General features: G+C 44.7%; 10 protein-coding genes. 1 reads left to right on the forward strand and 9 read right to left on the reverse strand.

Annotated features, from left to right (window positions below; genetic code table 11):
* Nucleotides 1-114 precede the first annotated feature (114 nt).
* The 7 genes from CW735_RS11145 to CW735_RS11175 form a co-directional block, all read right to left on the reverse strand.
* Nucleotides 115-333, reverse strand: a complete 219-nt coding sequence (locus CW735_RS11145) for a hypothetical protein (protein ID WP_071979882.1) — start codon at nucleotides 331-333, stop codon at nucleotides 115-117.
* Nucleotides 334-3,177 carry a DUF349 domain-containing protein gene (locus tag CW735_RS11150; protein ID WP_100972147.1) on the reverse strand — a complete coding sequence of 948 codons (2,844 nt, stop codon included), beginning with the start codon at nucleotides 3,175-3,177 and terminating at the stop codon, nucleotides 334-336.
* Nucleotides 3,167-3,460 (reverse strand): YeaC family protein, encoded by a 294-nt coding sequence (locus tag CW735_RS11155; protein ID WP_071979884.1) that lies wholly within the window; start codon nucleotides 3,458-3,460, stop codon nucleotides 3,167-3,169. The genes CW735_RS11150 and CW735_RS11155 overlap by 11 nt, the downstream gene beginning before the upstream one ends.
* Nucleotides 3,461-3,787 carry a zinc ribbon domain-containing protein gene (locus CW735_RS11160; RefSeq protein ID WP_071979885.1) on the reverse strand — a complete coding sequence of 109 codons (327 nt, stop codon included), beginning with the start codon at nucleotides 3,785-3,787 and terminating at the stop codon, nucleotides 3,461-3,463.
* A 255-nt stretch (nucleotides 3,788-4,042) separates the two neighbouring features.
* Nucleotides 4,043-5,701: an alanine/glycine:cation symporter family protein gene (locus CW735_RS11165; protein WP_071979886.1), complete on the reverse strand. Its 1,659-nt coding sequence runs from the start codon at nucleotides 5,699-5,701 to the stop codon at nucleotides 4,043-4,045.
* A 105-nt stretch (nucleotides 5,702-5,806) separates the two neighbouring features.
* Nucleotides 5,807-6,940 carry a M14 family metallopeptidase gene (locus CW735_RS11170; protein WP_071979887.1) on the reverse strand — a complete coding sequence of 378 codons (1,134 nt, stop codon included), beginning with the start codon at nucleotides 6,938-6,940 and terminating at the stop codon, nucleotides 5,807-5,809.
* 181 nt (nucleotides 6,941-7,121) lie between these two features.
* Complete coding sequence (locus CW735_RS11175) at nucleotides 7,122-8,567, reverse strand: glyceraldehyde-3-phosphate dehydrogenase (RefSeq protein ID WP_071979888.1); 1,446 nt, start codon at nucleotides 8,565-8,567, stop codon at nucleotides 7,122-7,124.
* 306 nt (nucleotides 8,568-8,873) lie between these two features.
* Between CW735_RS11175 and CW735_RS11180 the strand changes: the two genes are divergently transcribed.
* Nucleotides 8,874-9,584: a DUF2989 domain-containing protein gene (locus CW735_RS11180; protein ID WP_232368266.1), complete on the forward strand. Its 711-nt coding sequence runs from the start codon at nucleotides 8,874-8,876 to the stop codon at nucleotides 9,582-9,584.
* Between the two features lie 218 nt (nucleotides 9,585-9,802).
* Here CW735_RS11180 and msrB read toward each other — a convergent pair whose 3' ends face one another.
* Together msrB and gndA are read right to left on the reverse strand one after the other, a co-directional pair.
* Nucleotides 9,803-10,201: a peptide-methionine (R)-S-oxide reductase MsrB gene (msrB, locus tag CW735_RS11185; RefSeq protein WP_071979889.1), complete on the reverse strand. Its 399-nt coding sequence runs from the start codon at nucleotides 10,199-10,201 to the stop codon at nucleotides 9,803-9,805.
* 223 nt (nucleotides 10,202-10,424) lie between these two features.
* Nucleotides 10,425-11,978, reverse strand: a complete 1,554-nt coding sequence (gene gndA, locus CW735_RS11190) for an NADP-dependent phosphogluconate dehydrogenase (RefSeq protein ID WP_071979890.1) — start codon at nucleotides 11,976-11,978, stop codon at nucleotides 10,425-10,427.
* Nucleotides 11,979-11,994 lie beyond the last annotated feature (16 nt).

Genomic DNA, 11,994 nt, shown 5'->3' on the forward strand with positions numbered 1-11,994 from the left:
ACTCTCTCTCGCCACATGAGAATCGCTATATGAAAAAATAAAAAATAGCCGGTAGAAGTTACCGGCTATTTTTTTACTTTTGTCACCTAGCGATACAACGCCAATTACGATCGGTTAAGACACTTCAATACCGCCCATTTCTCGCGCTAAATCGTCTAGCGTTGAGAGAGTTTGATCAAACTCTCCCACGATATACGTGTATTTGACGCTCACATGGTGATCTGTCTGCCCAAACTTAACCCGAAGACCTTCAGCATCAATATGCTTCACAGTATTGAGAAACCGATAGGCTGACATCTCGGAACCAAATTCAAACTCAACACTATTTTCCATCTACGCAAGCACACCTGGTTTGTTATCGATAACACTGATAACTCGCTGCAGTAACCCGTGCTCACTACTTTTCACCTCACCATGAGATAACCAATCTCCCAGAATGTCGGCAGGAGACGGAGCCTCGCCACTTTCCAGCTTCGCGGTCATCATTTGAAGCTGTACGCTTGAACGAGTTGACGAATCTGCTTCTGGACTTGGCATCTCACACGCTACTTCAAGTGCCACGGTTAGCCATTGCCTATCATGGCGCGAAGTGTCAGAGTTGCTTGCATTGGTGTATATACTCGACCAGCGCTTACCTAAAATTTCTAGATGCGCTTCTCGCTCACCGGGTTCATTATTTTGTAATAGTGATATTAACGCCTGCGCACGTGCAGTTTTCCGCTCATTGAGGTTTTCGCGCAGATAATTTTCTCTCTTTCGATTTAGCTCACTGATTTTGCGTTCAACTTTTGTGCGATTGGCACCTGTAAGTTCTGCTAACCCATCTTCCACTGGTTTGAGAGCGCTGCTATACGTATCTTCATCAGCCTCTACGGAAATGGAGGCTAAAATAGCAACCAGTGCTTCCGCACGCTGAGCAAAAGCATTATTTTGGGCTTTGCGCTGACCTTTAATACGTTCAAATACTTCGTCATTGCGCTTTTTAAATTCTGCCCATAATCTGCTTTCTTCGCGTTTTCCTGCATGTCCAATTTGCTTCCACTCTTGCTGTAATGTCTGAGCGGATTGGGCAGCAGCTTCCATATCTTCAGCATTTTGCAATGCATCTACCTTATCTACCAAGGCTTGCTTAAGCGCTTGATTTTGACTCTGCCATTCGCGAACAGTTTTTTGAAGTGGTGAGTTTACGGCCTTCCACTCTTGCTTTAGCTGCTCGTAGTCTTGCTTTTCAACTTGACCACAGGCTCGCCACTGCTTGGCAAGCCTGTCGAGTATTTTGCTTAGCTCCGATGGCGGCGTGTCTGGGTCGATATCTTTTGCTTTGACAATAATTGAGCGACGCAGCTCTAGTGCTGCAGCTCGCTCTGCATCAAGTTTGGCATAATGCTCTCTGCATGGCCCAAAGGCCTTTTCAAGCGCAGTATCAAAAGCTTTCTGTAGCTCCTCTGTCTGCTCGCCAGTACTATTTTGTGAGTCAGACAGTGCAGGTGCACTCAATGACAGCCATTGGCTGCGGAGATATTTAATGGTTTCGCTGCGCTGCTTGATGTTTTCGGCTGGCGTCGCTGCAAGAGTTTGTGCTTCTTCAACAAGCGCGGGCTTACGCGGTTCTGCAATGTAGCTCTGCCAACCTTCAAGGCGAGCAATATCATCAGCGGTTTTTTGATAGCGCTTTTCAATGTCTCTTTTTATATCAGCAGGTAGGCCTTGTACCTCTTCTGAAAGCTTTTTAAACTTTGACATTGCAGCGCGAAATTTACCTTGAGACACCAGGTTATCGACAATGCTGATTTGCTTTCTTACTTGACGTAACTCATCGAGATGCTTCGATTTTAATGCCTTTTGCTCTGCTCTAACTTGTTTAGTCGCGGCTTTAAAACGTTGTAAAATAACCTGCGGTTGCATAATGAGCTCTTTGCTAAGCTCGGTGTATTCCTCCACCGCCGTATCAAAAGCACTTCTAATGTCTCGCCGCTCTACTTCCTCTAACGCATCATCAGTGAGCTTTTGCGCGATATCTTCAACAGTGTGCAAGCGAGATAACAGCTTCTGCCCATACTGCTGCTGAAGAGAAAAGGCCTCTAGCTTTGCGTTGAGTTCGTCAACAGCTAGCTGAACTTCTTTCATTCTTTTGTTGCTATTATCGAGCTGATTTAAATGCTCAATAGTGGCTTCAACACCACGCACGCTCTCGTTGACTGTAGCGACATCTGCTAATGTCGCCTCACAAAGACGGGTATTATAAAGCCAGTTAACTTGCTGCTTGGCATGGGTTAGTTGCTGCTCGCATAGGGCTTGCGTATTGGCAAGTAGCGACTGCTGTTGTTTTTCTTCCCACGCCGGACGAATTCTATCTAGATAGCGAGAAACTTGCTCCGCTATCTTACTGTGTTTTTCCTGGTATTCCTCGCGATCATCAGCGTTGAGAATTTCAACGTTGGCAAATAAGCCGGTTAACTCACTTTCATACACAGATTGCAAATCTACAATTTGCTCCACATCTGTTTTGTCTAACAAAGCGCGGTATTTTGACAAACACAACGTAAGCTGCTTTTTCAGCTCGACAGGTTTTTGCTCAGCCTCTCTGATTGCATCTATACGTGCATTTAAGTCGGCTAATAGTTTGTCATCACCTGCCTTTTTAGCCCACTTCTGCAACAATGAGACCTGCGACTGTGCATTAATCAGTTGCTGCTGTAATAGAGGGTTATTACAGTTTAAAAATACAAACTGGGTAAAAGACGGTTTATCGACCTTCTCCAGTAAAGTGTGCGCAAGTGAAGGTTCACTGAGTAGCGCGAAATCCTGATTGGCCACATCTTGTTGCACTACTTCAATGATTAAGTCTGGGCTTGCGGTTTCTGATAGAAAAGTCGCTTTTTCTTCGCAAGATAACGCTAGTGAGCCTTTTCCAGCAATAGCGTCATTTACACGCTGCTGCGCGGCTTTTTTCACGTTTGATGCTTTTGCAATCTGCGCCATTTTAAGCCAAAGAACAAAGCTATTAAGTTTCTCTAGCGCAGCAAGGCTCACATCAGCGCTTTCATCATTGAAGGCCAACTCGTGCAGTATTGTTTTTTCTTGTTGTTTTTCCGGTGAGAGATTTTTAATGGCTTCCAGTCTTTTTTCTGACTTTGGACTGGTGTGAGAAGGAGCAAATATACGACTAAATATCATCCTGTTTGAACCGCGCTATCGTGTTGTTATCATTATTTTGGTCCGAAAGAGAGCGTTTAAAATCGGCTTTGCTTTTATGCACAATTTCACCGCTCTCGCCTACTGTCATGTGTTCAGAGGATTTTTCTATTTTCGCCTGATACAACATAACCGCCTGCATACTGCTGGCTTTTTGCTCTTCGTTAAGTGGCGTTCCATCTATCCACTTACCTGTCTCTACTGCTTGACGCAAGCGTTCATAAACCTCTGGCGTCATACTGCTTACTAATGCATCTATATTCATCTAAGAAAAACGCTTTATCATTACAATACGTGCTCTATTTACTAGGTACCAAACAAGCCCGACAACCGCTCCTAAAATAGCAAGGTTGTGCTGAAGGTCTCCTGGCCTAGTCCCTCCCCAATACATAAAACCAAAACTCGCCACGAAAATTAGCATAGCAAGTAAAGACTGATTTTGAATGCTTTGGAGTTTTTGAAATCTGTGTAGGCTTTGCTTTCTTTCAACGTCTTCAGACGTTGCGTCACCCACCTTAAATCCACAATGAGGACACTCTTTCGCCTTGTCAGAGGTTTTTTTCTTACACGACGGGCAGTCAACTAATGCCATGCGTTGCTCCTGTTAATACGCTGCGAGTAAAAAACAACAGAGAATACGTCTTAGCCTCTCTGTCTCGCGGACGGGTATCATACTGAAGTTGGTTGCAACAATGAAGTCGGATTACCTACTTCACAAACAAAAAATGCGAGCGTTGCATTGCCACCAACCAAGCAATGCCTGCGCTCGCACTTTTTACTTATTGCAACAGTATTAAGACTAATCCATTACCTAAATAATAATTAATCCTGAAGTAGTTGCATCGAATTATTTCTTGGCCCTCGACCAGTAGTCATTGACCGTTTCTTTCATTTCTTTGCTCAATAGCAATATGCCAAACAAGTTAGGCAGTGTCATAACCACAATTGCTACCGCCGACAGCGCCCATACAAGGGTTGTATCTGAGAAAGCAGCCCATACGAAACCGGCAACGTAGATTACACGATAAGGCATAACAGAACGGGGGCCTAAAAGGTAGGTCATAGCACGGTCACCGTAATAAGACCACGCAATAGCGGTTGAGAACGCAAACAACAACAGACCAATAGAAACAATGTACTGCCCAAAGTCACCGAAGAAGCCTCGCGTGAATGCAATAGTGGTAAGTGCGGCTGAATGTACTAACGACTTACCACTTACTTCTAAGTTATCTTTAAGTGGTTTTCCGTCTTCTATTTTCAGTGTGCCAGTAAAGAGATCTTCGCTGCCCACAGAATATTTAACGTCTTCCGCCACAGAGCGCGAGTTAATAAGCGTAAAATCACCGCTTACTGCCGTTCCGTTTACCACTGTGATTGTACCCGTGTAAGGCTTAATCTCATTACCTTCGACATCGTTCAAAAAGCCATACAGCGATTCCACATCTTTCTTCTCGCTATCGTCGTACTGGCCGTCTACGAAGAACATATCTGAGCGGTCGAAAACATTTTCATGCTTCTCTTTCCAAACACCAGAAGAGAGGATAACAAGCCCGGTAATAGTACAAATCAAAATTGTGTCGATGAAGGGTTCTAGCAACGACACCATTCCCTCCGAAGCCGGCTCCTTTGTTTTCGCTGCCGCGTGAGCGATAGGCGCAGAACCTTGCCCCGCCTCGTTTGAAAATAAGCCCCTGTTTACGCCACGGTTGAAGGCGTACGCAAGCGACGCTCCTAAAAACCCGCCAGCCGCTGCCGAACCAGTAAAGGCATCACCAATAACAGACATAAAAGACGGTATAATATTCTCTAAGTTAGCGAATATTACGGCCATTGCCCCAATGAGGTAAATTACCGCCATAATTGGCACAACGCGGGCCGTGAAAGCAGCGATACGTTGAATTCCGCCTAATATAACCAGTGCCAGCAATATGCCAAGTACACTACCCACTAGCCATGGTTCAAATCCAAATGTCGCTTCAATACTCTGTGCAATACCGTTACTTTGCGGCAAGTTACCTGTGCCAAAAGAGCTAACAACTGTTGCAATAGCAAACGCTACGGCTAACCATTTCATGTTAAGGCGACGATCCATGTAATACATGGGGCCACCCGCCATAGTACCGTCTTCGGTTTTTACGCGATATTTATGTGAAAGCGTAACCTCGACGAATTTAGTCGTCATACCTAAAAATGCGGTCACCCACATCCAAAATAAGGCCGCCGGACCACCCAAAAAGATAGCGAATGCCACCCCAGATATGTTACCCGTTCCTACAGTTCCAGAAAGTGCAGTGGTAAGCGCCCTAAAGTGAGTGGTGTCACCAGGATCGCTTTCTTTGTCGAACTTTCCTGTTATTACCTGCCACGCGTGCTTAAAGAAGCGAATTTGCGGAAATTTTAAATAAATCGTGAAAAATAAGCCCACGCCAAGAAGCACGAAAGGAAACCAGCGCGCTCCTCCTAAAAAGCTATCAAGCGTGATAAGTAAACCGTATAACCCTTCCAAGGTAATTCCCCTTTATTATTTTGTTGTTTTGTAATGTGTTGCTAACAATGTATGGCCAAGACCTCATCCAGGCGAGGTCTAATGTGTAAAATCGAACTTGTCGTTTTACTTATTATTTTGCTTATTTACCACTGCATTTACAGCAATAAGTATATCTTCACCAAATTGGCGACTGCGCTGAACAGACCAACCATAAACGTCATCTGGCACATTCGCGTTGTCTTTAAATGGCATTTCAACGGTGTACGCCATGCAGGTAAACTTTTCACCTACAGCGTTTGACGCTACGGTTAGATTTGCTTCACCGGGTGCATCTTTGTCGTAACCAAATTCATCCTGAAATTCAGGGGTAGCATTCAATAGCGCTGTCTTAAAGGTGTTTTCTAAATCTTTAATTTCATCATTGTAACTGGGGTTTCCTTCACCGCCTGCCACAAAATTGTACGGAAGCGCCTCATCACCGTGCAAATCTAAGTACATGTCGACACCTGTCTCTTCCATCGCATTTAGCACGTAAAGTACTTCAGGGCTTTTTTCTGCTGAAGGTGTCGCCCACTCTCGATTCAAGTTGGTACCCACAGCGTTAGTACGCAAATGTCCTCTCGCACCACCATCTGGATTCATATTCGGAACAATGTAAAACACGGCATTATCAAGCAACTGTCGCGCCAAACCGTCTTGCTCATCAAGTAACCGGTAAATGATACCTTCAGCGCACCACTCTGCCATGGTTTCACCAGGGTGTTGTCTTGCCGTGATCCACACTTTCTTTTTATTAGGTGCTTCTTCACCTATAACCAACAAGGACATATCGCGACCGTCTAGCGTGAGTCCAAGAAAACGATGCTCACATAATAATGACATCTGCGCATCGCAGATAAGGTCTAGATGACGTTCATAGCTGTACGGAATGAAGTAGGCAAAGTAAACGCTCGATTGCTCGAGCGTTAGTGAGAAAGTTAAGTTGTCACCGTCGAAAGAGGTTGGCACTCGAAACCAGGTTTGCCTATCGTAAGAAGCCAATACCTTATAATCCTTCCAACCTTCTGGGTATGCAGATGTTGCTAGCCCCTGAATTGTCACTTTATGCGTTACAAAGGTTTCACCCATCAAACGAAAATGAAACCATTGAGCAAACTCTGATTGGTTGTCTTTAGGGATGCTAAGAAGAATGTCTTCAGGAGATTTGGCGTGAACAACGTTAATGTTGCCACTGTCGAACTGACTGGAAATATGCATAGACTGTCGTTTCCCTTATTATTTGTGCGCTAATTTAGCATAGTCATTAACACAAATACCATGTGAATAGGCTGGTTTTACCAGCGCTACAGTATAGATTTTCTTTACGCTTATAAACCGACCCATAGGTCGGTTTTTATACATTTTTAGTGCCGTATTTGAACGCTTACGACATCAAGTGTTAAAGCGGCAGCGTTGGAAAGCTCAAGTTTGCCATATCACGAACAACGCGAAGTACCTGACAGCTATAGCCGAACTCGTTGTCGTACCAAACATAAAGCGTTAAGCGGTCTTCAGACACGATTGTGGCCTGCGAATCAACAACCGACGCGGCTCTAGAGCCTACCAAATCGGTAGACACGATTTCTTTGCTGGCTGTGTAGTCAATTTGGTGCTGAAGCTTAGAGAACAGCGCGGTGTCGCGCAAAAACTCGTTCACTGAAAGCTTGTCTGTAGCCTTTTCTAAGTTCAGGTTCAATATTGCCATGGAAACGTTAGGTGTAGGAACACGAATAGCATTACCCGTAAGTTTTCCACCTAGCTTAGGATATGCTTTGGCAACCGCTTTTGCTGCTCCCGTCTCCGTAATAACCATGTTGAGTGGCGCGCTGCGACCGCGACGGTCACCTTTGTGGTAGTTATCAATAAGGTTTTGATCGTTAGTATAAGAGTGAACGGTTTCGACATGGCCGTTTTTAATACCGTACTCTTCGTCTAACGCCTTTAACACCGGGGTAATAGCGTTTGTAGTGCAGCTCGCAGCTGAAACGATAGTATCGTCTAACGTCACTTCACTATCGTTAACACCGTGAACGATATTCTTGATGTCGCCCTTGCCAGGTGCAGTAAGAATCGCTTTAGCCGCTCCTTTTGCCTTGAGGTGAAGACCTAGACCTTCGCGGTCACGCCAAATCCCCGTGTTGTCGATAATAATAGCGTTATCAATGCCATACTGTGTGTAATCCACTTCATCCGGGCTGTTGGCATAGATAACTTGAATAAAAGAACCATTGGCTTTAAGTGCATTGCGTTCATGATCAATCGTAATGCTGCCGTTAAAAGGTCCGTGTACCGAGTCTCTACGAAGCAGGCTGGCGCGCTTCTCTAGGTCGCCGTCGCGTCCACCGCGCACAACGATCGCTCTCAGGCGAAGCTTATTATTTTTACCCTGGCGCTCGATAAGAAGGCGAGCAAGTAAACGACCAATGCGACCAAAACCATAAAGCACGACGTCTTGAGGCTGCTGGTTGTCTTCTTTATTAACAACTTCGCTGAGCTTTTCGGTCAAGTAGCTTTTAAGGTCGTCATTATCTACCGCAGAGCCATAATGAAAATCGAAAGCCAGTTTGCCGATGTCGATTTGCGCTGGCGCAATCTCCATCTCGCTTAAGGCTTCTAATATGGGATAACTTTCACGCAAACGAAGTTTAATACCCTCGTGTAAGCGCACTTTACGGTGTGCCTTTATAATGTCGATAGCGCTCGCATTAAGAAGAGAGCGACCATATACAGAAATTTCCACCGCTTTGTTGCGGTAAAGCTTCCCTACTAATGGCAACATGATTTCCGCGTATTCTTGACGCTCTTGCCAGCTACTTTGTAATTCCTGCTCGTACTGTTGATTCATTCTTAAGCCTTCATCGATATAAATTAACGTTGGTTTCACGTCAGCTTTTTATTATTCTTAGGGTACACGTAGGTGAGGTTCTGTCTGACGATGATGGCGCATATCTTAATTAATCACGCAGGGAAGACCAAATTGTCGATAAATTTCAAAATTGCAGTACTTTATATGAATAGACACCCATTATTTAGTAAATTTCCAACACTCTTACCTAAAGCTTGCTTTTTTACTTTACTGATATTGTTTGTACCAAGCTGTAGTGATTGGTTCGAGCCCACCATAAAAGAAATATGCAGTGAAAAGAGTGAGATGTGTACAGACTTAAGCCTTGATGCACGATGCACACCTCAGCGAGCAGAAATCATACGACTGCGTTATTACAACCAAGAACCGGATAACGACGCCTTCAAGTACCCCCTTCTACTTGCTTTTGAATCGTATCTTGAGTGTGTTCAAGAAGTTCAGCACATCGAGCACGTCAAACGAAAAGGCAAAGAAGCGACTCGCCTAAAAGGCGTTATTACCGCAAGACGAGAACTAGAACGCTTAGCCCGTGAAACTAAAGCTTCCTTAGACCCTTACCTTAGCTACTATCATTGGACTCGTTTCAATGACAAAGAAGCTTTCCATCGCTTTGAGCGCTATGTTGCAAGCGACCGAGTGAGTGATCCTGAGTTACTTGTGTCTCTAGCTTCTGTGCAAATTAAGTCAGACCAAAACCGCACCGTTGATACGCTTTACCGTGCATTGAGCTTATACACCGATAGCGCAGATATAGACGTGAGCATCTACCATTCTCTTGCTTCAATTGGTCTTGACGTAGAAAACTACCGAATGGCCTATGTATGGTATGGCGTAGCAGAAAAATATGACGACCGCTTACCTGACATTCAGCGTATTCAGTTGGGAGAAAAGTTTAGTCTACCTACCGATATTTTAGATGCAGTCACCGGCGATATTGTCAGCGCACTAGATAGCAGTACGTTTAATGCGGAAAAGCTAAAGCTGAACAAGTTATAAATATGAAATATAATTACAGTTAGATGTTTAAAAAAATGCTAAAAAGCATAAAAAAACCGCCATTTGAAGGCGGTTTTTTTGTTGGTTTTGAAAGCCATAACGAAACGAGGTTATTTTTTGACCAGCTGTTTACCTTTCTCATAGTATCAACCTCTCGCACTATTTTTTGAAGCTCAGCCTCTCGAACCTTAGCCTTCTAAACCTCAGCCTTTCAAGCCTTAGCCTTTTACCACCTCGTCATTGTCGCTCTTGAATGTCATTGACACTGAATTCACACAGTATCGCTGACCGGTGGGCTCGGGACCATCTGGGAAAACGTGTCCTAAATGCGAGTCACATTGTTTGCAGATAATTTCAACTCGTCGCATACCATGAGACACATCTTCTCTATAATCTACGTTTCCATCATCAAGCTGTTTGTAAAAAGATGGCCATCCACAACCTGCATCAAATTTAGTATCAGAGGGAAATAAAGGCGCGTTACAGCATTTACACACGTAAATACCATCTCGTGTTTCATCAAGAAGAGCACCTGTAAAGGGACGTTCAGTATGGGCCTGCCGACAAACCAGATACTCTTCTTCGCTCAGTTCTTGTTTCCATTTATCGTCTGACATTGCTACCTCTCTAACTTTTAAGAGTCTTTGGCACGAGCCTTTGGATCATGCGTGTTCTTTTTCACTGCATACAGCACTTGTTCGGTTCAACCGTATTGAAGGCACTTTGGCCTTCTATACTAGTGCAATCACACCTAACAAAAGAGGGTGTATTCGTTGCCAAATACACCCTCGTTTAATGTTTTTTTACTAGCGTATTCGCATAGATATTATTAACTCTTGGCTAGCGTTTTATAGCGGTCTGTGGTCTTGCTGGATCACTCCACTCAATGTGGTATTTTTTACCCGCAGGCTTATCGAGTCGCTGATAGGTATGCGCCCCAAAATAATCTCGCTGACCTTGAAGTAAATTAGCTGGCAATACAGCAGAGCGATAAGAATCGTAGTAACTCAGTGCAGACATCATTGCCGGACAAGGTATACCCGCTAATGCCGCTTGCGCAATCGACTCTCGCCAGTCACCCTGATATTCGGTAATTTGCTCAGCAAAATAGGGGTCCATCAGCAGGTTTGCAAGCTCTTCGTTGTTTTCATAAGCTTTTGAAATAGACTGCAAGAAAACAGCGCGAATAATACACCCAGCTCGCCAAATTTTCGCAATTTCACCAAAATCAAGTGTCCAACCGTGCTCTTTACCCGCCATGGCCATGAGCTGAAAGCCTTGCGCGTAAGCACAAATTTTTGAGCAATACAGCGCCTGCTCTAGCTTGTTGATGATCGATACTTTTTGCTCATCATCGAAAACCGATGCTTCAGGACCTGCTAGTACTGAGCTTGCGGCTACGCGTTCTTCTTTCAAACTTGAAATACTGCGAGCGAACACTGCCGCCGTAATAGTTTGAGCCGGGCTTCCAACTTGTAGAGCGCTGACTGCAGTCCAAAGTCCAGTTCCCTTTTGGCCTGCTTTATCTAATATCACATCGACCAGGGGCTGGTTAGTTTCTGGGTCTAGCTGCTCAAGAACTTCGGCGCTGATTTCTATCAAATAGCTGTTTAGTTTGCCATTGTTCCAACGGCGGAACACTTCTGCTATTTCAGCTGGGGCCATATGAAGTGCATCGCGCATTATCTGATAAGCTTCGCAGATAAGCTGCATATCGGCATACTCAATACCGTTGTGCACCATTTTCACATAATGCCCAGCTCCCACAGGCCCTATGTAAGTGGCACAAGGCTCACCTTCAAGTACAGGCTTGCCTGGCACAAAACTTTCGATTGGCTTACCGGTTTTCGCATCGACTTTGGCGGCAATTGACTTTAATACCGGCTCGATGCGTGTCCATGCATAGGGATTGCCCGATGGCATAAGCGACGGACCAAAACGAGCCCCTACTTCACCACCAGACACCGCTGTAGAGAAGAAAATAAACTTGCCTTTGTATTGCTCTTCACGAGCGACAGAGTCTGTCCATAAGCTGTTGCCAGTATCAACCACGATATCGTCTGCCTGTATTCCCGCATCTATCAGATGATTACATACGTGGTCTACAGGGTCGCCGGCTGGCACAGAAAGAATGATGAGGTGTGGTGCTTTGAGCTTACTGAGTAATTCCGTGTAGGAGCTACAGCCTTCGACACGTGGAGCAGCATCTTTTGCTCGCTCGCTTGCGTCTTTAGCTAAGATAGCATCAACTTTGTTTTGGTCTAAATCGAAACACGCTACTCGATAACCATGATCTACAAGGTTCATGGTAAGGTTATTGCCCATTACCCCTAAACCGATAAAACCGATATCACACGTTGTCTCAACGTGCGCACTACCACCATTATTTTGCATAGGAAAACCCTCACAT

Source organism: Alteromonas sp. MB-3u-76, assembly GCF_002831605.1.
GTDB classification, from domain to species: Bacteria; Pseudomonadota; Gammaproteobacteria; order Enterobacterales; family Alteromonadaceae; genus Alteromonas; species Alteromonas hispanica.